The following is a 20172-nucleotide window of genomic DNA, read 5'->3' as shown; positions in this document are numbered from 1 at the left end:
CGCCCGGCGATTACTGGTTGAATATGGACCACTACGCAACGTCGGGGGCGGGGAGGCGTTTGCCGTGCAGGAGCAGAGCATTGGGTCCACGCTGGCAGCGGCCAGACGGGCATCGGGGCTGACGGTAGGTCAGCTCAGCGCGACCACACGCGTGCGCGAGGCGCTGATCTACGCGATAGAACGCGATGACTTCTCCCTGTGCGGGGGCGACTTCTACGCCAGGGGGCACATCAAGGCGATAGCCAGGGCGGTCGGCCTCGATCCCGAGGCCATGGTCCACCTCTATGACGAGCATCACGGCGGCGTGCCGATGCCGGTGCGGGCGGCCACGATCTTCCAGGCCGATCGCCGGGTGAAGCTGCGCGAGCGGCGCGGGCCCAACTGGACGATGGCGCTGGGGGTGGCGCTGGCGATCGTGGTGGTGTTCGGGGTCGTACGGGTGATGGGCGGATCGGGGGAGACGCGGGTCGCCGACGTCACGCCGGTCTCGGCCGCGCCCAGCGTGCCGCCCAACACGCCGTTCACCGAGCCGCCGCCGGTGCCGAAGAAGCCGGCGCCGGCCGTACCCGCGATGAAGGATCTTGTCGTGGTGAAGGTGGAGGCGAAGCGCTCGTCCTATCTGAACGTGCGGGACGCGAAGGGGCGCAAGCTGTTCGCCGGGACCCTGGCGGCGGGCAAGAGCTCGACGTGGCGGGCCCCGACTCAGATGAAGCTGCTCTTCGGCGATGCCGGAGCGGTCTTGCTGCAGGTCAACGGCAAGGATCTGGGTCAGCCCGGCGGGCGTGGGGAGACGGTGCGGCGCTCGTTCGGGCCATCTGCACCCCGGCCACGGTGAAGGTAGTGGCCAACTCCCGATACCGTAGTGTTCACCATGTCAAAGTCCGTATCGCTGATCACCCTGGGCTGCGCGCGCAACGAGGTCGACTCCGAAGAGCTCGCCGCGCGCATCGAGGCTGCCGGTTGGCAGCTCGGTGACGACGACCCCGATGTCGTCGTCGTCAATACGTGCGGCTTCATCGATTCTGCGAAGAAGGACTCGATCGACACGCTGCTGGCCGCCGCCGACTCCGGCGCGAAGGTGGTCGCGGCCGGATGCATGGCCGAGCGCTACGGCAAGGAGCTGGCCGAGGCTCTGCCCGAGGCGAGCGCGGTCATCTCCTTCGACGACTACGCCGAGATCGGCGAGCGCCTCGACGACGTGCTCGACGGCAGGTCGCTGACGCCGCACACGCCGCGAGACCGCCGTACCCTGCTACCCATCTCGCCGGTGGATCGTGCCAGCGCGCCCAAGTCCGCCATCCCAGGTCACGGCGACCTGCCCGAGGGGCTGGCGCCGGCCAGCGGGCCGAGGGTGCTGCGCAGGCGGCTCGACGAGAGCCCGGTCGCCTCGCTGAAGCTGGCCTCGGGCTGTGACCGCCGCTGTTCTTTCTGCGCGATCCCGGCCTTCCGCGGCGCCTACGTCTCGCGCGACCCGCAGGAGCTGCTGGCCGAGGCCGACTGGCTGGCCCATCGCGGGGTCCGCGAGCTCGTGCTCGTGAGCGAGAACTCCACGTCCTACGGCAAGGACCTCGGCGACCTGCGCGCGCTGGAGAAGCTGCTGCCCAAACTGGCCGCGACCGAGGGCATCGAGCGGGTGCGGGCCAGCTACCTGCAGCCCGCCGAGCTGCGCCCCGGCCTGATCGACGTGCTCTCCGGCACCGAGGGCGTCGCTCCCTATTTCGACCTGTCCTTCCAGCACGCCAGCGGCACGGTGTTGCGCCGGATGCGCCGCTTCGGCGACCCCAAGCGCTTCCTGGAGCTCCTTGACGCCGTCCGCGACAAGGCGCCTGAGGCGGGCGTGCGCTCCAACTTCATCGTGGGCTTCCCGGGCGAGACCGAGGAGGAGTTCGGCGAGCTGGTGAGCTTCCTGGAGTCGGCCAGGCTCGACGTGATCGGCGTCTTCGGCTACTCCGACGAGGATGGCACCGAGGCGGCCTCGCTGCCGGGCAAGCTCGCCCAGGACGTCGTCGACGAGCGGGTGCGGACGCTGACCGAGCTGGCCGAGGAGCTGACCGCGCAGCGCGCGGAGGAGCGCATCGGCACCGAGCTCGACGTGCTCATCGAGGAGGACCTCGGCGACGGCGGCTACGAGGGCCGCGCGGCCCACCAGGGTCCCGAGGTGGATGGTTCCGTGACGGTTCAGGGCATCGGCCTGGTGCCGGGCCAGATCGTGCGCGCGGTCGCGGTCGACGCCGAGGGGGTCGACCTGATCGCGCGTATCAAGGCCAGCCCGTGACCAAGGACGAGCGCCGGGTGGTCAGCCCGTGGAACATCGCCAACGTCCTCACGGTCGTCCGGATGGTGCTCGTCCCTTTCTTCGTTGTCTGCCTGTTCCTGCCCGGCACGGGCTGGCGGCTGGCCGCGCTCGGGGTGTTCGCGGTGGCCTCGATCACCGACCATCTCGACGGAGAGCTGGCCAGACGCTACGGCCTGATCACCGACTTCGGCAAGATCGCCGACCCGATCGCCGACAAGGCGCTGACCGGGGCGGCGCTGGTGAGCCTGTCGGTGCTGGGCGAGCTGGGCTGGTGGGTCACGATCGTGATCCTCGGCCGTGAACTCGGCATCACGCTGCTGCGGCTGGTCCTGCTGCGCCACGCGGTCATCCCGGCCAGTTACGGCGGCAAGGTCAAGACGGTCCTGCAGATAGCCGCGATCGTCCTGTATATCCTGCCCTGGGGCTCCGACCCGGTGCGCTGGGTGGTGATGGGGGCGGCGGTGGTGGTCACCGTTGGCACGGGCATCGACTACGTGTTCCGGGCGATCCGGCTGCGCGGCGTGGCCAGGCGGGTGCGGGGCGAGTGAGCGCCGGCCGCGCCGCCGAGGCCCTCGATCTCCTGGTACGCCAGTCCGCCACCCTGGCCGTGGCCGAGTCGCTGACCGGTGGGCTGCTGGGTTCGGCGTTCACCGGCGTGCCGGGGGCCTCCAGGGCGTTCCGTGGCGGGGTGATCGCCTATGCGACGGATCTGAAGCACGCGCTGCTGGCCGTACCGGAGGATCTGCTGCGGCGGGAGGGTGCCGTGCACCCCGAGGTGGCGGTGGCGATGGCGCGGGGCGCGGCGAAGCTGTGCGGTGCCACCTACGGCCTGGCCGTGACGGGAGTGGCCGGACCCGACCCGCAGGACGGCAAGCCCGTGGGCACCGTGCACATCGCCGTGAGCGGACCTGGTGACCAGGTTTGGCGGCGAAATCTGGGGCGAGGAGGGTCGAGGCAGGAGATCCGGGTAAGGACGGTGGACGAGGCTGTCGATCTCCTCGCAGGTGTGCTGAAGCGGAGCAATGGGGAACATTCCGGGTGATTACCGTGTTACGTCCCCAGCGAACATGCCAAGCACGGTCTGACGCGGTGTCGGTGGATACGGGTACGGTGGAGCTGTGAGTGAGGTCCGTGAGCCATCAGCAAGCATTGAGCGCCCGGCCGGCGGGCCTGACAAGCCACGTGCGACGCAGCGGCGACGCCCGATGATGACGGCGAGGAGTATGTACGAACCCAAGAAGAAGAGTCCGATCGCGCGAGGCGTGGTGCCGACATCCGCGCCGGGGAGGGAGCGACAGATGATTCTGCTGCGTCAGCTGCTCGGTGACGTGTTGCGGCGGCTGCGGGTGCGGCAGGGTCGCACCCTTCGCGAGGTGTCGACGCTTGCGCGTGTCTCGCTCGGATACCTGTCCGAGGTCGAGCGTGGGCAGAAGGAAGCATCGTCGGAGCTGCTCGCCTCGATCTGCGGTGCCTTGGGTGTGCCGTTGTCGCAGGTGCTGCGTGAGGTGTCCGACCAGTTCGCGCTGGCCGAGCTCCAGGCTGCTCCCGTTCTCGCCGACGCGCCCGAGCACGAGCGTCTGCCCCTTTCCGAGTCGGTCCCCGGTTCGATCTCCGATTCGGTCTTCCCCGAGGTGAAGGACATGGTGGCCGCCTAGCGCGGCTGGCAGTTCCCGCACCACAGGATCAGGCGTTCCTGTGGTTGTGCCCCCATCTCCCCGCGGCTGATGCGGGTGCCGCATCGGCGACAGGGTCGCCCGGCCCTGCCGTAGACCCACGTCTGGTTGCCCGGACGGCGGTCGCCTGTGGTCACCGTGCCCGCGTGTATCTTGTTGGCGTTCAGCAAGCGCTGCGCCAGCGAGACCAGGCTGTCCAGATTCTCGATCTCGCCGACCTTCCGCCATGGCCACACGCCGCGCAGGAAGAGTGTCTCGGCCCGGTAGATCGTCCCGATGCCCGCGAGATTGCGCTGATCCAGCAGCGCCTCTCCGATGCTTCTCTCCGGTCGCGCGCGCAGCCGGCTGACCGCCTCCGCCGCGTCCCATCCCTCTCCGAGCAGGTCCGGGCCCAGGTGCCCGATGATCTGGCGCTCGTCCCTGACCAGGTCCACCATGCCGAGTTTGAGGCCAACGGCCTGGTGTTCGGCGGTGGCCAGCACGAGGCGTACCTGGTCGCCGGGCGGCAGGCGGCGTCCCGGCTCCATGATGCGCCAGCTCCCGTCCATGCGCAGGTGCGTGTGCACGGTCAGGCCGCCTTCGACCCTGGTGAGCAGGTGCTTGCCGTACGAGGCCGTGGTGAGGACCGTGCGGCCGGACAGGTCCGCGGTGGCGTGGCGTGGCACGCGGAAGTCCGTACGCGTCAGCACGCGCCCGTCGAGCGCCTCGCGCAGCCGGGCGGCGGTGCGGTAGACGGCGTCACCCTCGGGCATGCTCGGCCACCCACGCGTCCAGCATCGTGGTGAGCTGGTCGAGCGCGCCCTCCACGCGCTCGCGCTCGCCGGTGGTCAGGAAGTCGAGCTGCAGGCCGGTGTAGGCGGAGTTGACCAGCGTGGAGATGCGCCGGGCGTCCTTCTCCGGTACGCCCCGCTCGCGCAACAGCCCCGCCACGAAGGCGGAGCGGTCCGACAGCAGCTCCGGCACGTGTCCGGCCAGGCGCCCGCCCGCGACCAGGCCCTCGATCTCGTGGATGAGGCGGGCGACGGGCAGGTTCTCCTCGTGTAGCTGCCAGTCCCAGGTGCGGCGCACGATCGTGCCGACGCTGTCGCCCCCCTCCCAGCCCGGCAGGGAACGCAGCCAGGCGCGGTGACGCTCGTCGAGGCGGCGCATGGTGGCCGACAGGAGCTCCTCCTTGTCGGCGAAGTGGTGGGTCAGCACCCGCGTGGACTTGCCCAGATGCTCGGCCAGCGGACGCATGGACAGCGTGGACAGGCCGTGGTCGGCGAGGTAGTCGACGATCTGGTCGAGCAGCTCGGACCGGCGCTGCGGGTCGGGCGTCCTGGCCATCCGGATTTCCCTTTGACGCGGGTGGGGTGACACTCGTTACCTTATATGGGTAACGAGTGTTACCTTTATTGAGGGGAGAGTCATGCCCGCGTGGTTGTTCGCGCTGATGTTCACCACGTTCGCCTTCGCCACCGACGATTACGTCATCGCCGGTGTGCTGCCCGCCATCGCCGCCGACCTCGGGGTCAGCGAAGCGGCGGCCGGGCAGCTGGTGACCGTGTTCTCGCTGGCCTTCGCGCTCGGGGCGCCGGTGGCCTCGGTGGTGACCGCGCGCTGGTCGCGCAGAGGGCTGGTCACCTGGGCGCTTCTGGTTTTCGTGGCCGCCAACTGGGCCGCCGCCTTCACCGAGTCGTACGCGCTGCTCATGGGCCTGCGGGTGCTGGCCGCGCTGGCCGCCGCCGCGGTGGTGCCCGCCGCCTACGCCATCGCCACCGCGCTCGCGCCGGAGGGGCGCGGCGGGCGGTACCTGGCCCTGGTGATGGGCGGGCTGACCGGCTCGCTCGCGCTGGGCGTGCCGATCGGGACCTGGGTCGGCGGCGCCTTCGGCTGGCAGGCCACGTTCGGGCTCGGGGGCGCGCTGGGCGTCGTCGCGCTGGTGGCCGTGCGCTGGACGCTGCCCGAACTGCCGCCGGTGCCGGCGATGCCGATCGCCGAGCGGGTGCGCCCGCTGGCCAGGCGGCCCGTGCTGCTCGGGCTTCTCGGCATCGTCGCGATCGTGATGGGCAGCATGATGGTGCTCACCTACCTGGCCCCCTACCTGCGCGACCTCGCCGGGGTCACGGCGGCGGAGCTGGGCTGGATCTTCGTACTGGCCGGGGTGGCCGGGCTCGTCGGCGGGCAGCTCGGCGGGCGGGCCGCGGACGGCTGGGGCGCCGACCGGGCGCTGCTGGTGGGCGTCGGCGGCTTCACCGCCGTGATGGCGGCCTTCACCGCGTGCTGGTTCGTCCGGCCGGTGCCGCTGCTCGCGCTGCTGCCGCTGCTGGCGGTGTGGGCGGGCGTCTCGTGGTGGATCCCGCCGCCCGCCCAGACGCGGCTGCTGGCTCTCGCGGGTACGGCCGGCCCGCAGGCGCTCGCGCTCAACAGCAGCGCGGTCTACGTGGGCGTGTCCGGCGGCGGCGCGCTCGGCGGCCTGCTCCTGGAGGCGTGGGGAAGCGCCGTGCTCCCGGCCGCCGCGGCTCTTGTCGAACTGGCCGCACTGCTGCTGCTCTGGGCCGCCGCCCGCGGGGCCACCCGGAACCACGGCGGTGAGCCGGCCCCGGAGCCGTCCCCAGGCCGCGTCTCAGAGCCGTCCCCAGGTCCCGTCTCAGAGCCGGCCCCAGGTCCCGTCTCAGAGCCGGCCACGGAACCCGTCCCGGGTCGGCCCGAGGGCCCGTCCCGGGGTCGGCTCTAGGGGCGGCCCGTTGCGGGGTCAGGTCTAGGGCGGCCCGTTGCGGGTCAGTCCCAGGCGGCGGGGTCGGCCGCCAGCTGGCGGACCCGCTCGGGCAGGGCGCCGGTGGCCACCTGGTCGAGCGTCACCTCTTCGAGGATGGCGCGTTCGGTGGCCCGCAGCGCGATCCAGACGGCCTGCAGCGATTCGGCGGGCCCCCGGTAGCCGACGTGCTCGGGGCGCTCGCCCCGCACGTTGGCGAGGGGGCCGTCGACGGCCCTGATGACGTCGGCGAGGCTGATCTCGCCGGCCGGACGGGCCAGGACGTAGCCGCCCTCCGGGCCACGCTGGCCGCGCACCAGCCCGGCGCGGCGCATCTGGAGCAGGATGTTCTCCAAGTACTTGGGCGGCATGTCCTGCTCCTTGGCGAGCTCGCCCACGGTGGTGGGGCCGGCACCGGCCGCGGCGAGTTCGGCGGCGGCACGGAGGGCGTAGTCGACACGAGCGGAAAGGCGCATGTTGTCGATTATCCCTGGTGGTCAACACTGGTTATGCGCAGGACCACCAAAACGGGCAGGTGGTCGGAGTGCCGCAGGGGCGGCACCTCCGCTGACGTGACCGTCAGACCCTCGCTGACGAGCACGTGGTCGATGCGTTCCGTGGGCGCGTCGGCCGGTGAGGTGGGCGGGTCGCCGAGCGCGACCAGCGGGTCCGTCAGGCCCGCCGACTCCAGTACGCGCATGCCCGGGTCGCCGCGCCGCAGGTTGAGGTCTCCGGCCAGCACCACGGGCCGCCCGCCCGCGCGCAGCCCGCGGACGATGGCCGCCACCTCGGGCGCCTGGCCTTCGGGGGCCTGCAGGTGGGTGTTGACGACGCCAACCTCCCGGCCGCCCACCTCCACCGTGAACGTCTGGGCCTGGGCGCCGGTGGGGTAGTCGTGCCGGCCCAGCTTGTGCGAGGTCAGCGCTTCGACGGGCAGGTTGGTCAGGAGGGCGTCGCCCCACAGCTCGTCGGCGGCCGGGGCGAAGTGGTACCTCATGCCGAGGCCGCGGGCGATGCGGGCCAGGTCGTCGTGGCCGCCGTTGAGCAGCCAGCCGCGATCCACCTCGCTGAGCAGGACGATGTCGGGCTCCTGCGCGGCGGCCCAGGAGGCGATCCGGTCGAGCGAGAGGCGGCCGTCGAGGCCGAAGCCCATGCGGATGTTGTAGGCGATGAGCTTGAGCGTGTCACCCTGCTTGGCCTGTACGGCCGGCTCCGGCTGGTAGGCCGTCGCGCCCGCCAGCAGCGCCACCACGACCGCGGCGGCGCTCAGCGGCCCTATGCGGCCAAGGGCGTAGGGCGGCGGCCGGTGCCGGAAATACGCGGACAGCGACACGCCGGCGATCAGCAGGCCCGCCACGACGGGCACGACCCGGTTGGGGAAGCCCAGGTTCATGTCGTAGGCGGCGTAGTAGGCGAACAACCCCAGGAAGAACACCAGCCCGCCGCTCAGCACGGCCGCGCCGGGCCGCCTGGCCGGGCCGCCGGGCACCGCCATCAGCACGGCGGCGCCGGTTACGACCGCCCAAGGCTGCAGGAACACCGTGCCCGCCACGCACAACACGCCGAAGGCGATCGCGCCCGAGGACGAGCGCGGCGGCCGGGTGGCCAGGTAAGGGGAGCAGACCAGCGCCAGCACCACGGGCATCACCCACAGCCAGCCGCCGCCCGGTCCCGCGTCGGTGCGTTGCGCGGTGGCCGACATGCCGGCGACCAGCATCACCGGGCCCCCCAGGAACCACACCGACCACGGGGCCGGATCGGCGTCCGACGGGCGGAAGCTCCAGGTCAGGGCGAGGAACGCGGCGCACAGCGTGGCGGTCGCCAGCCAGGCCACCGGGCCGTCACGCCAGACCAGGTCCACGCCGTCCAGCAGGAAGTGGACGGTGAACGACAGGGCCAGGCCGCCCATGATCCCCGGGGCGGCCCAGGATCTGGGCATCGTGCGGGCGCTGCCGTACAGGAAGACGAGACCTGCGCTGACGCCCGCCGAGGCGACGTAGAGCTGCGAGATCTCGGCCTGTAGCAGCAGGCGGGCCAGGACGAGCGCGACCGCGCCACCCGTGAGAGCCCACCTCGGCCTGACCAGAGCGGCGAGGAAGGGCAGAATGAACCATGCGGCGGCGTAGAGTCCCATCAGCTCGGGTGGCGTCTCGCCCGCGCGGCCGAACAGCGTGATCAACGAGGGCAGGAAGACACGCAGCACATCGAAGAGCAAAGTGACGCCCAGCCCGAGCAGGAGCGGGCCGCGGGGGATGGTCATGAGCCATCCTCGTGTTCGCCTGCGATGATTCGCAAGAGCTGGAGCGCTAAACTTCCAACAACCTTGACTGAATGACGGTGGGATACAGCGTGGAGCGACGTCCTGGTGTGCCCAGGTTGCTGAGAGAGATCAACGACCGGGCCGCGCTCGACCTGTTGCTGGCCACCGGCCCCATGACGAGGGGCCAGATCGGCGATCTGACGGGGTTGTCCAAGGTGACGGCCTCGCAGACGCTCTCCAGACTGGAGGAGCGAGGGCTGGTCGAGGTCGTCGGCACGCAGGGCGGCGGGCGCGGGCCCAATGCCGCCCTTTACTCGGTGGTCTCCTCAAGCGCGTTCGTGGCGGGGCTGGAGGTCGGGCCGGAGCTCATCTCCACCGTGATCGCCGACATCCACGGCCGCACGATCGCGGAGGTCAGTGTCAACCCCAACGGTCACGACGACCCCGTGCCCGTCGTGCACGGCGCGATCGTCAAGGCCTGCCGCAGCGCGAAGGTCAGCCTGGCCAAGCTGCGCGGCGTCGTGATCGGCACGCCGGGCGTGGTCGACCCGCGCAGCGGTGACGTGCGCTTCTCCTTCGACCTGCCCGGCTGGCACGAAGGCATCCACGAGGCGCTGGCCGGCGACCTCAAGCGCGAGGTCACGATCGAGAACGACGTCAACCTCGCCGCCATCGCCGAGCGGTCCGACGGCGCCGCGCAGGGCATCGACGACTTCGTGCTGCTGTGGGCCAGCCGCGGCCTGGGCCTCGCGGTCATGCTCGGCGGCAAGCTTCACCGCGGCCGCTCGGGCAGCGCGGGCGAGATCGGCTACCTCGCCGTGCCCGGCGTGCCGCTGCCCCAGGACATCCACGCCGTGCCCGGCCGCCTGCCCACGCTCGCGGGCGGCCTGCAGTCGCTCGTCAGCGCCGAAGTGGTCGCCGAACTCGCCAAGGGGTACGGCTTCGCCGCGGCCTCGGCGGGCGAGGCCGTCCGGGTGGCCGTGGCGGCGGGGGAGCGGGGCGACCCGCTGCTCGACGAACTGGCCCATCGCCTGGCCCTCGGCGTGGCGGCCGTGTGCGTGATCCTCGACCCCGGGCTGGTGGTGCTGGCCGGCGAGGTGGGCCACGCGGGCGGCGCGGCCCTGACCTCGCGGGTGGAGGAGGCGGTGGCGCGTATCTGCCCCGTCCGGCCGCAGGTGGTCACCAGCACGATGGAGCAGAACCCGGTGCTGCGTGGCGCGGTGCTGGCCGCACTCGACCAGGCCAGGGAGGAACTGCTCAGCTCCTGAGCAGGTTCGCCAGAGCCTCGGCGGCGATCTCGCGGCACAGCGTGGTGCCGCCGGACGTCGCCACGTGCACCGCGCCGGGCACCTGCTCACCCGGCACGCCGAGCTCGGCCACGACCGCGCCGGGGACGTGGGCCAGGACGCGGTCGACCGCACCGGTCAGGTGGGCGTGCCGGTAGGCGGTCCTGAGGACGATCACCAAGGGCCGCCCGGCGCCCGCGCGAACCGCCTCGTCCAGCTCGGCTGTGCCCGGAGCGCTCAGCCGTACCACGGTGGTGCCGGGGAGCAGACGGGACAGAGGGACGCCCAGGCCCCAGGGGGTGGCCGGGTCGATGGCGAGGTTGGTGGGGGCGTCCAGCTCGATCACGTGCGGCGGCCCCGATCCGGTGGGCGGACGCCGGACGCTCACGCGCAGCGCGCGCCGCGCGGCGGCCTCCGAGCCGTCGTCGCCGGGCAGGCGGGGGAACGGGTCGCGGTGGCGGGCGGCCCACGCGGAGACGGACCGGACGCGGGCGGCGGCCTCGGCCAGGCGCTCCTCGGGCAGGGTGCCGTCGTTGACGGCGGCCATGATGCTGTTGCGCAGGAGCCCGACCACGCCGGGCGTGGCGTTCTCCCCGCCCACGCAGAGCGCGTCGGCCCCGGCGGCCAGCGCCCGTACGGCGGTGCCCCCGAGCCCGTAGGCCGCCGAGACGGCGGGCATCTCGATCCCGTCGGTGACGATCAGGCCCTCGAAGCCCAGTTCCTCGCGTAGCAGCCGCATCATGATGGGCGCGCTGACCGTGGCGGGGGCGCCGGCGTCGTACGCGGGCACCAGCAGATGGCCCGTCATGATCGCCTTGACGCCCGCGGCGATGACGGCGCGGTAGGGGACCAGGGCGGTGACGGCGAGTTCCTCGGCGGGCAGCTCGACGGTGGGCAGCGCGTCGTGGGAGTCCACGGCGGTGGCGCCGTGGCCGGGGAAGTGCTTGGCGCACCCGGCCACGCCCGCCGCCTGCAGGCCGGTGACCCAGGCCGCGGCGTGCCGGGCGACGAGCTCGGGGTCGGCGCCGAAGGCGCGGGTGCCGACCACGGGGTTGTCCAGGCCCGCGTCGATGTCCACGACGGGCGCGTAGTTGAGGTTCACGCCCGCGCGCGCGAGGTCGCGCCCGATTCCCTGGGCGACTCCCCGGGTCAGCACGAGGTCATCGGCCGCGCCGAGCGCCAGGTTGCCGGGCCGCGAGCTTCCGGTGAAGGCCTCCAGGCGGGTGACGTCGCCGCCCTCCTCGTCGAGCGCGAGGATCACGTCCGGATTCTCCGCCCGGATTGCAGCCGTAAGTGCCTCTATCTGTCCTTTTTCGACCAAATTTCGCGAATAGAGGGCGATGCCGCCTAAGCCGGTCGCAAGGCGTTTGCGGACCCAATCGGGCAGAGTCGTGCCCTTGAATCCGGGTTGCAGCACGGCGTCGGCAAGCCCGGCCAGCGCGGAACTCTCGGCGTTCCGCGAGCTCACCCATGACGTCATGCCAAGTCCTTGTCTGTGGTCATCACCTGTGTATAGCATCAAACTCCACTAATAAATAGGAAAGTTTCCTAAGAGTTTGTGAACCTCCCAAATGGTGCTCAAGGAGACGTGTTCATGCACAGTGCGGTCATGTCGAGGGCGCAGGAGCGCCTGTGGTTCCTCGACCGCCTCTCCAGCGGAGGTTCGTCCTACAACATCGCCGTCGCGGAGCGGCTGACCGGCCCCCTGAACGTCGCCGCCCTGGAGCGTGCCTTCACCGACCTGGCCACCCGCCACGAGGCGCTGCGTACCGTCTTTCCCGAGGCCGACGGCGTCCCCTCCGCCGTGGTACACCCCGCCGGGCCCGTCCCCGTCGAACTCCTCGACGTCACCGAGGCCGATCTGCCCGCCCTGCTGTCCGAACGATCCAACCGCCCCTTCGACCTGGCCACGGGCCCGCTGGCCAGGGTGAGCCTGCTGCGCGTCGGCGAGCGGGAGCACGTGCTGGTGTTCGTCCTGCACCACATCATCGGCGACGCCTGGTCGCTGGAGCGGATCATGTTCCCCGAGTTGTCGGCCCTGTACGCGGCCCACGCCTCGGGCCGGCCGACGCCGGAGCTGCCGGTGGCGCCGCCGTACTCGGAGTATGCCCGGCGCCAGCGCGAGCAGGACCACGGCGCGCACCTCGACTTCTGGACCGCCGACCTGGGCGGCGTGCCCGTGCTGGACCTGCCCGCCGACCACCCGCGCCCGGCCGCGCCCACCGGCGCCGGCGACCTGGTCATCCACCGCATGCCCGTCGAGCTCTGGACGCGGGTGACGGCGCTGGCCAGGGCCGAGCGGTGCACGCCGTTCATGGTGCTGCTCGCGGCCTTCCAGACCCTCCTGGCCCGGTACTCGGGCCAGGAGGACTTCTGCGTCGGCATCCCCGTCGCCGGGCGCGAGGACGTCGACTTCGAGCAGGTCTTCGGCCCGTTCGTGAACACGCTCGCGCTGCGCGCCGACCTGGCCGGGGACCCGACCGTGCGCGACCTGGTCAAGAGGGTGCGCCGCAGGGTGCTGAAGTCGTTCGCGCACCGGGAGGTGCCCTTCGACGAGGTGGTCGCCGCGTTACGCCGCCACGGCGAGGACGGCACTCTCATCCAGGCCATGCTCAACCTCGACAACCCGGACGAAGGACTGACGGACGGCACCGGCAGCCTCACGCTCGCCGGGCTGGAGCGCACCCCGGTCATCTCCGGGCTGGCGCCCGCCAAGTTCGACCTGGCCGTGGACGTGGTCGTCTACGAGAGCCACCTGCAGTTCATGCTCACCTACAGCAGCGAGCTGTTCGAACCCGCCACCGTCGAGCGGATGGCCGCGCACCTGCGGCGGCTGCTGGAGGAGATGGTGGAGCGGCCGGGCGAGCGGCTGAGCGAGCTGCGCATGCTCACCGCCGCCGAACTGGCGCTGGTGCTGCCCGACCGGCTCGACGGGCTCATCGCCCAGCAGGTCGCCCGCACCCCCGACGCGCCGGCCGTGGTGACCGGGGAAGGCCTGCTGTCCTACGCCGAGCTCGACCGGCGGGCCGGCCTGCTGGCGGAGGAGCTCGCCGTCGCGCCGGGCGCGCTCGTCGGGATCAGGATGCGCGCCGGGCCCGAGGCGATCGTGGCGCTGCTGGCCGTGCTCAAGGCGGGCGCGGCGTACGTGCCGGTCGATCCGGCCCAGCCGGAGACCAGGACCCGGCTCATGCTGGACGGCTGCGCCGCGGTGATCTCCGAGGCGGGCGTGGAGCGGCTGCCCGGCCGCGCGAGCGAACCCGGCGCCGCCTACGTGATCTACACCTCCGGCTCGACCGGCACGCCCAAGGGCGTCGTCGTCGAGCACCGCACCGCCGCCCGCCTGGCCATGTCCTTCCGCGACGCGCACGGCTTCGGTCCCGGCCAGCGCGTGCTCATGGTGCCGCCGCTGAGCTTCGACGCCTCGGTCGGCGACATCTTCCCCGCGCTGGTCAGCGGCGCCGCGCTCGTCCTGCACCCCGACCCCGCCTCGCTCGGCGGCCCCGCGCTGCTCGCGCTGTGCGAACGGCTCGGCATCACCATGGTCGACACCGCCAGCGCCCTGTGGCAGCAGTGGGTGGAGGACCTGGCCGGCCACGGCCCCGTGGACACCGGCCCGCTCACCACGATGATGGTCGGCGGCGAGAGCGTCCCGCTGGACCGGCTGCGCGCATGGGCCACGCTCACCGGCGGCCGGGTCGCCTTCTACAACCACTACGGACCCACCGAGGCCACGGTCTGCGCGACCGTCTACCGGACCGTCGACGGGGGCGAGCTCACCGGGCGCACCCATCTGCCGATCGGCACGGCTCTGCCGCACGTGCGCGCGTACGTGCTGGACCGGCACGGCAGCCCCACGCCGGTCGGCGTGCCCGGCGAGCTCCACCTGGGCGGCGAGTGCGTCGCCCGCGGCTACCTCGGACGCCCCGAGCAGACCGCCGCCCGCTTCCAGCCCGACCCGTTCCTGCCCGGCGCCACCATGTACGCCACCGGCGACCTCGTCCGCCGCCACCCCGACGGCACACTCGACTTCCTCGGCCGCACCGACCGCCAGCTCAAGATCAACGGCGTCCGGATCGAACCCGGCGAGGTCGAGAGCGCCTGCCTCGCCCACCCCGGCGTCCGCGAGGCGGTGGTGACCGCCGCGGGCGGCCGGCTGGTCGCCTACCTGACCGGCAACCCGCCGTCCACCGCCGACTTACGCGCCTTCCTCGCCGACCGGCTGCCGCCCGCCATGGTGCCCGCCGCCGCCGTCGCGCTGGACGCCCTGCCGCTCACCGCGCACGGCAAGATCGACTTCCGCGCGCTGCCCCAGCCCGAGATCGCCGCCGTCGCCTACGAGAGACCGCGCACCCCCACCGAGGAGACCGTCGCCGCCGTCTGGGAGGAGGTGCTCGGCGTGCGCGCCGGCCGCCGCGACAACTTCTTCGACCTCGGCGGCCACTCCCTGCTCACCCCGCGAACCGTCACCCGCCTCGCCGACGCCACCGGCGTCCGCGTCGAACTGCCCGTCTTCTTCGCCAGCGCCGACCTGGCCGAGCTCGCCGCCGCCCTCGACGGCCACGCCCCCGCCACCGCCCCGCCCGGCCTGTACGGCGACGCCGTCCTGCCGGCCGACTACACCGTGGTCCCCGCCCGCCCCCGCCGCGAACCCGCCCGGGTCCTGCTCACCGGCGCCACCGGCTTCCTCGGCGCCCACCTCCTCGCCGATCTGCTGACCCGCTCGACGGCGACCGTCCATTGCCTGGTCAGGGGCGCGGCCCCCGCCGACCGCCTGCGCCGCAACCTCGAAGCGCACGGCCTGTGGCAGGAGGAGTTCACCGACCGGATCGTCCCCGAACCAGGTGATCTGGCCACCGGGCCGATCATGCCCGCCCGCGAGATGGACCTGATCCTGCACAACGGCGGCGCCGTCGACTTCACCCGCCCCTACGCCCGGCTCAAGGCCGCCAACGTGGACGGCACCCTGGCGATCCTGCGGCTGGCCGCCCGCTCGGCCACGCCCGTGCACCTGGTCTCCACGCTCGGCGTCTACCTGGCGCCGGGGGAGCGGGTGGTGCGTGAGGGCGACCTGCTGCCCGACCCCGAACACCTGCACCTCGGCTACGACCAGAGCAAGTGGGTGGCCGACCGGCTGGCCGCCGCGGCCAGGGAGGCGGGGCTGCCGGTGGCGATCCACCGGCCGGCCCGGATCTCGGGCGACAGCCGTACCGGGAAGGTGCCCAAGAACGACTTCCTGGCCAGGTTCCTGGCCACGTGCGCGCTGCTCGGCGCGGTTCCCGACGGCGAACAGCTCGACATGGCCCCCGTGGACCATGTCGCCGCGGCCATCGGCCACCTGGCCAGGAATGGCGCCGAAGGCGACTTCCACTACTACAACCCGGGCACGCTCAGCTCGGCCCAGCTCGCGGACGGCATGGTCGCGCACGGCGTCGCCGTGGCCCTGTCACCCGCGTCGGAGTGGCGGGCGGAGGTGCGCGAGCGGCTTGAGAAGGGCGAGGAGCTGCCGGTCGCCGCCTTCCCCGCCTACTTCGCCGAGTACGGCGACGAACACGGCCCGCGCTTCGACTGCTCGGCCACCGAGGCCAGGCTCGCCCAGGCGGGGCTGGTGTGCCCGCCCGCGCCCGCCCTGCTCGACGCCTACCTCGACGACCTGATCGACTCCGGAACCCTCCCGGGAGGATGTCGTGCCTAGGACCTTCGTCATCATCTGGTCCTCCCAGCTGCTGTCGATCATCACCTCCAGCATCACCGGCTTCGTGCTGGGCGTCTGGGTCTTCCAGCAGACCGGCTCCGCCACCCAGTTCGTCACGATCACGCTCTGCGCGATCCTGCCGGAGGTCGTCTTCGCGCCGCTGGTCGGCTCGCTGGCCGACCGCTGGGACCGGCGCAAGCTCATGATGGGCGCCGACCTGGGCGCCGCGCTGACCACCGGCACCCTGGCGGTGCTGCTGGCGACCGGCGGGCTGCAGGTCTGGCACATCTACCTCGTCACCGCCGTCGGCGCCGTCTTCGGCACCGCGCAGATGGCCGCCTACCACTCGATGATGCCCCTGCTGGTGCCGAAGGAGCAGCTCGGCAGGGCCAACGGCATGATGCAGGTGGCCGACGCCGTCCGCATCGCCTCGCCGCTGCTGGCCGGCACGCTGCTGGTCGCCGTCGGACTCACCGGAGTGGTCGTCATCGACCTGGCGGCCTTCCTGATCTCCCGGGTGGTGCTCCACCTGGTGCCCCTGTCGCGGGCCGTGACCCGGCCCGGCGAGGGCAGACCGGCCGAGCCGTGGCTGCGCGACCTGGCCTTCGGCCTGTCCTACCTGCGAACCAGGCGAGGACTGTTCTGGCTGGTCACCCTGCTCGCCGCCTACAACCTGTTCTTCGGCATCGCCGGCGTGCTCGTCCAGCCGCTCATCCTGTCCTTCGGCTCGGCCGCCGTGCTCGGCGTGCTCATGGCCGCGGGCGGCGGGGGGATCTTCGCCGGCGGGCTGGTGATGAGCGCCTGGGGCGGCCCGAAGCAGCGGGTGCGCGGCATTCTCGTCTTCATGGTCGCGGGCGGCGTGCTGCTGGCCGCCCACAGCCTGAGCCCCTCGCCCTGGCTGATCGCCGTGGTCGCCCCGGCGTTCCTGTTCACGCTGCCGTTCGTGCAGGGGACCGGGATCACCGTCATCCAGCTCAAGACCGCGCCGGACGAACTGGGCCGCGTGCTCAGCGCGGTCCGCATGGTCACCCAGGCCGCCACCGTCCTTACCTATCTGGCCGCGGGGCCGCTGGCCGACCGGGTCTTCGAGCCGATGCTCGCGCCCGGCGGGGCGCTGGCCGACAGCGTGGGGGCGCTGATCGGCACCGGTCCCGGCCGCGGGATCGCCTTCATCTTCTTGCTCGCCGGGGCCGGGCTGCTCGTGCTCGCGCCTCTGGCCTACCTCCAGCCGCGCCTGCGCCGGGTGGAGACGGAACTGCCCGACATCGAGGAGCCCTCGGATGCCGCTCTATCTAGATCCTGACGCACTTCATTCCTTTCGTGATCTGAACCAAGGCCCTGGCGCCATACTCGACCTGATCGGCGCCATGGCCTTCCGCACGGCAGGGACCGCCCAGCGGCTCGGCCTCTTCGAGGTTCTGGGCGCCGGCCCGCAGTCCGCCGCGGGCGTGGCGGCGAAGCTCGGCCTGCCCGGCGAACCTCTGACCGTTCTGCTCGACGCGCTCGTGGGCTTCGGCTACCTGCGCAAGTCGGGTGACCTCTACACGGCGGGCCCGCCCGCCAGCCCGTGGCTCGACCGCAACGCCAGCGGCGGATTCGCACCCGCCCTGGCCGTCTGGCACGACCTGCTCGGCGAGTTGTGGCAAGGGCTGGAGGACGCGGTACGCACCGGGCGCCCGCCCGAGCCGTTCTACCCCTGGCTGGAGCGCAGCCCCGACCGGGTGCGCGACTTCCAGACGATGCTGGCGGGGCTGGCCGGGATGCTGGCCCCCGCGGTGGTGGAGGCGGCCCCGGAGATCGGCGGCAGCCTCCTCGACATCGGGGGCGGGCACGCGATCTACAGCATCGCCTTCTGCCGCGCCGTGCCCGAGCTGACCGCGACCGTCATCGACCTGCCCGGCGCGCTGACGCAGGGCCGCGCCAACGTCGAGGAGGCCGGGCTGGCCGAGCGCATCCGGCTCGTCCCCGGCGACCTGGCCGACCCCATCGACGGCGGCCATGACACCGTGCTGCTGTTCAACGTCGTGCACGGCCTCGACCCCGAGGCCGGTGCCGACCTGGTCGCCCGTGCGGCCCGCGCGCTGCGGCCGGGTGGCGTCCTGCTCGTCCTGGAACCCTTCGCCGACCCGCCGGACGGCGTGGGGGCGCACGACACCGCCCTCCTGGGCGGCTTCAGCCTCAACCTCGCCGCCACCCAGGGCGGCCGCCTGTACACCTTCGACGAGATCGCCGGCTGGGTGTCGGCGGCCGGGCTGAGCGGCATCGAGCGCCTGGCGCTGTCGGCGCCGGGCACCGACGAACTGCTCGTGGCGCGGCGGGAGGCGCAGTGAAGATCGCGATAGTGGGGGCGGGGCCCGCGGGCAGCCTGCTCGCCTGCTACCTGGTCAGGCGCGGCCACCAGGTCGAGGTCTACGAGCGGCGGCCGGATCCGCGCCGCTACGACGACGAAGAGGGCCGCTCGATCAACCTCGGCCTGTCGGCCCGCGGCATGCGGGCGCTGACCGACGTCGGGCTCATGGCCGAGATCGAGCCGCTGACCGTGCCCATGCGCGGCCGGGCCGTACACGCGCCCGACGGCAAGGTCGCCTTCCACCCGTATGGCAACCGCCGGACGGAGATCCTGCACTCGATCCGCCGCCGCGACCTGGTCATCAGCCTGGTCAACCAGGCCGACTCGGCCGGCGTGGCCTTCCACTTCGACACCACCCTGGGCGCCCTGCCGGAGGCGGACGCGGTCGTGGGCGCCGACGGCGCGTTCTCCACGGTCAGGACGCTCATGCACCGCGGCGCCCGCGCCGACTTCCGCCAGGAGTACCTGCCCTGGGGCTACAAGGAGCTGACCATCCCCAGGATGCCCAGCCACCACGAGGCGCTGCACGTGTGGCCGGGCGGCGACGACGGGCTCATCGTCACCCACCCGAACCTGGACGGCTCCGCCACCGCCACCCTCTTCCTGCCCTACGACAAGCTCGCCGCCATCACCGACCCGGAGGCGTTCTTCGCCGACCGCTTCCCCGACGCGCTCGCGCTCATCCCCGACCTGGCCAAGGAGTTCGCCGAGCGCCCCGTCGGCCATCTCGTCTCGATCCGCACCGCGCCGTGGCACCACGAGGGCCAGGTCGTGCTGATCGGCGACGCCGCCCACGCCGTCTACCCCTTCTACGGCCAGGGCATGAACTCCGCGCTCGAAGACTGCACCGTGCTCGACGCCTGCCTGGACGAGCATCCCGACGACCTGGCCGCCGCCTTCGCCGAGTTCGAGCGCCGGCGCCGGCCGCACACCGACGTCCTGGACGAGCTGTCCAGGCAGAACTTCGTCGAGCTGCGCGAGCGGGTCCGCTCGCCGCTCCACCACGCGCGCAAGCGCGCCGATCTGACGTTGGCGAGAATCTTCCCCGGCCGCTGGGTTCCCCTCTACACCATGGTCTCCCACACCACCACGCCCTACGCGGACGCGCTCGCCAAGGCCAAGCGGCAGGACGCCGTCCTGCGCTGGGCCGCGGTGGGCGCCGCGGGTCTCGCCGCCGTCGCCATGCTCGCCAGGAAGGTCCGCTAAACCATGCTCACGGATCCCACCGACCCCACTCGCGTGCTCATCGAAGTGGCCGACCTCGACGGGGACTCCGACCTGGTCAAAATGTACGGCAAGCCGCTGCGCGCCATCGTCGACTGGGCGCGCGCGTACCTGACCCGGCCCCATCCGTCCCTCGGCAGGAAAGGCCCCGTCTGCCCCTACGCCCAGACCTCCCTCGACCGGGGCACCTTCTACCTGGCCGTCTGCCCCGGCGAGCCGACCGTGGAGGAGCTGTCGGGCCTGCTGGCCGGATACCGCTCCTGGTTCCAGCGGCTGGTGGCGCCCGCCGGCGTCTCGCCGCAGTTCCGTACGATTCTGGTGCTGGTGCCCGACCTGCCCCACGCCCGCGCGGCCGGCCTGATCGACGCCGCGCAGCTCCAGCTCAAGCAGGAGTACGTGGAGGCCGGGCTGATGATCGGCGAGTTCTACCCTGGGCCGCCGCCCAAGGCGGGACTCTGGAACCCCGACTTCAGGCCGCTCGGCAGCCCGGTGCCGCTGCTGGCGATCCGGCACATGGTCGCCAGCGACTTCCCGTTCCTCAAGGACGATCCCAAGCAGACGGCCGCCTATCTGGAGCGCTTCGGCGACCGCCCGCCGGCGGCGCTGCGCGAGGCGATCGCCGCGATCCGGCCGGGCTGACACCACATCACGGGGGAA

The 20172-nt window shown here is 72.4% G+C and carries 17 protein-coding genes; 12 read left to right on the top strand and 5 right to left on the bottom strand.

What is annotated here, in order from left to right:
* The first annotated feature begins 64 nt into the window (after nucleotides 1-64).
* The 5 genes from ACIBKY_RS19510 (at nucleotide 65) to ACIBKY_RS19490 (ending at nucleotide 3951) form a co-directional block, all read left to right on the top strand.
* Nucleotides 65-835, top strand: coding sequence for a helix-turn-helix domain-containing protein (locus tag ACIBKY_RS19510; protein WP_397098044.1), 771 nt, complete (start codon nucleotides 65-67; stop codon nucleotides 833-835).
* A gap of 36 nt (nucleotides 836-871) precedes the next feature.
* A complete protein-coding gene (gene rimO / locus ACIBKY_RS19505) occupies nucleotides 872-2275 on the top strand; it encodes a 30S ribosomal protein S12 methylthiotransferase RimO (protein WP_397098043.1) in 1404 nt (467 codons plus the stop codon).
* The gene (gene pgsA / locus ACIBKY_RS19500; RefSeq protein ID WP_397098042.1) at nucleotides 2272-2844 is read left to right on the top strand and encodes a CDP-diacylglycerol--glycerol-3-phosphate 3-phosphatidyltransferase; all 573 of its coding nucleotides are present in this window, start codon (nucleotides 2272-2274) and stop codon (nucleotides 2842-2844) included. Before rimO ends, pgsA begins: the two co-directional genes overlap by 4 nt.
* On the top strand, nucleotides 2841-3338 hold the full coding sequence (locus ACIBKY_RS19495; protein WP_397098041.1) for a CinA family protein: 498 nt from the start codon (nucleotides 2841-2843) through the stop codon (nucleotides 3336-3338). Before pgsA ends, ACIBKY_RS19495 begins: the two co-directional genes overlap by 4 nt.
* 256 nt (nucleotides 3339-3594) lie before the next feature.
* Entirely contained in the window at nucleotides 3595-3951 is a 357-nt protein-coding gene (locus ACIBKY_RS19490) for a helix-turn-helix domain-containing protein (RefSeq protein WP_184966807.1), read from the top strand.
* On the opposite strand, the gene ACIBKY_RS19485 is transcribed toward ACIBKY_RS19490, so the two are convergent.
* On the bottom strand, nucleotides 3948-4721 hold the full coding sequence (locus ACIBKY_RS19485; protein WP_397098040.1) for a DNA-formamidopyrimidine glycosylase family protein: 774 nt from the start codon (nucleotides 4719-4721) through the stop codon (nucleotides 3948-3950). The genes ACIBKY_RS19490 and ACIBKY_RS19485 overlap by 4 nt on opposite strands.
* Nucleotides 4708-5295: a TetR/AcrR family transcriptional regulator gene (locus tag ACIBKY_RS19480; RefSeq protein ID WP_397098039.1), complete on the bottom strand. Its 588-nt coding sequence runs from the start codon at nucleotides 5293-5295 to the stop codon at nucleotides 4708-4710. The genes ACIBKY_RS19485 and ACIBKY_RS19480 overlap by 14 nt, the downstream gene beginning before the upstream one ends.
* 82 nt (nucleotides 5296-5377) lie before the next feature.
* Here ACIBKY_RS19480 and ACIBKY_RS19475 point away from each other — a divergent pair, with 82 nt between their 5' ends.
* The gene (locus tag ACIBKY_RS19475; RefSeq protein ID WP_397098038.1) at nucleotides 5378-6685 is read left to right on the top strand and encodes an MFS transporter; all 1308 of its coding nucleotides are present in this window, start codon (nucleotides 5378-5380) and stop codon (nucleotides 6683-6685) included.
* 44 nt (nucleotides 6686-6729) lie between these two features.
* On the opposite strand, the gene ACIBKY_RS19470 is transcribed toward ACIBKY_RS19475, so the two are convergent.
* The gene (locus tag ACIBKY_RS19470) at nucleotides 6730-7179 is read right to left on the bottom strand and encodes an Rrf2 family transcriptional regulator (protein ID WP_184966799.1); all 450 of its coding nucleotides are present in this window, start codon (nucleotides 7177-7179) and stop codon (nucleotides 6730-6732) included.
* Between the two features lie 8 nt (nucleotides 7180-7187).
* On the bottom strand, nucleotides 7188-8963 hold the full coding sequence (locus ACIBKY_RS19465; protein WP_397098037.1) for an endonuclease/exonuclease/phosphatase family protein: 1776 nt from the start codon (nucleotides 8961-8963) through the stop codon (nucleotides 7188-7190).
* Between the two features lie 89 nt (nucleotides 8964-9052).
* Here ACIBKY_RS19465 and ACIBKY_RS19460 point away from each other — a divergent pair, with 89 nt between their 5' ends.
* Complete coding sequence (locus tag ACIBKY_RS19460; protein ID WP_397098418.1) at nucleotides 9053-10231, top strand: ROK family protein; 1179 nt, start codon at nucleotides 9053-9055, stop codon at nucleotides 10229-10231.
* On the opposite strand, the gene ACIBKY_RS19455 is transcribed toward ACIBKY_RS19460, so the two are convergent.
* Complete coding sequence (locus ACIBKY_RS19455; protein ID WP_397098036.1) at nucleotides 10221-11729, bottom strand: glycoside hydrolase family 3 protein; 1509 nt, start codon at nucleotides 11727-11729, stop codon at nucleotides 10221-10223. The two genes, ACIBKY_RS19460 and ACIBKY_RS19455, sit on opposite strands and share 11 nt — an antisense overlap.
* A 114-nt stretch (nucleotides 11730-11843) precedes the next feature.
* Between ACIBKY_RS19455 and ACIBKY_RS19450 the strand changes: the two genes are divergently transcribed.
* From ACIBKY_RS19450 to ACIBKY_RS19430, 5 genes are all read left to right on the top strand, one after another.
* Nucleotides 11844-15941 carry a thioester reductase domain-containing protein gene (locus ACIBKY_RS19450; protein WP_397098035.1) on the top strand — a complete coding sequence of 1366 codons (4098 nt, stop codon included), beginning with the start codon at nucleotides 11844-11846 and terminating at the stop codon, nucleotides 15939-15941.
* Nucleotides 15934-17244 (top strand): MFS transporter, encoded by a 1311-nt coding sequence (locus ACIBKY_RS19445; protein ID WP_397098034.1) that lies wholly within the window; start codon nucleotides 15934-15936, stop codon nucleotides 17242-17244. The genes ACIBKY_RS19450 and ACIBKY_RS19445 overlap by 8 nt, the downstream gene beginning before the upstream one ends.
* 64 nt (nucleotides 17245-17308) lie before the next feature.
* The gene (locus tag ACIBKY_RS19440) at nucleotides 17309-18271 is read left to right on the top strand and encodes a methyltransferase (RefSeq protein ID WP_397098033.1); all 963 of its coding nucleotides are present in this window, start codon (nucleotides 17309-17311) and stop codon (nucleotides 18269-18271) included.
* Nucleotides 18268-19497, top strand: a complete 1230-nt coding sequence (locus ACIBKY_RS19435; protein ID WP_397098032.1) for an FAD-dependent oxidoreductase — start codon at nucleotides 18268-18270, stop codon at nucleotides 19495-19497. Before ACIBKY_RS19440 ends, ACIBKY_RS19435 begins: the two co-directional genes overlap by 4 nt.
* Nucleotides 19498-19500: 3 nt before the next feature.
* Nucleotides 19501-20154, top strand: a complete 654-nt coding sequence (locus tag ACIBKY_RS19430; RefSeq protein WP_397098031.1) for a DUF6875 domain-containing protein — start codon at nucleotides 19501-19503, stop codon at nucleotides 20152-20154.
* The last annotated feature ends 18 nt before the right edge of the window (nucleotides 20155-20172 follow it).

The sequence above is a fragment of the Nonomuraea sp. NPDC050394 genome (assembly GCF_044459065.1).
GTDB lineage: Bacteria > Actinomycetota > Actinomycetes > Streptosporangiales > Streptosporangiaceae > Nonomuraea.
This window is presented reverse-complemented; position numbering and strand designations above follow the sequence as displayed.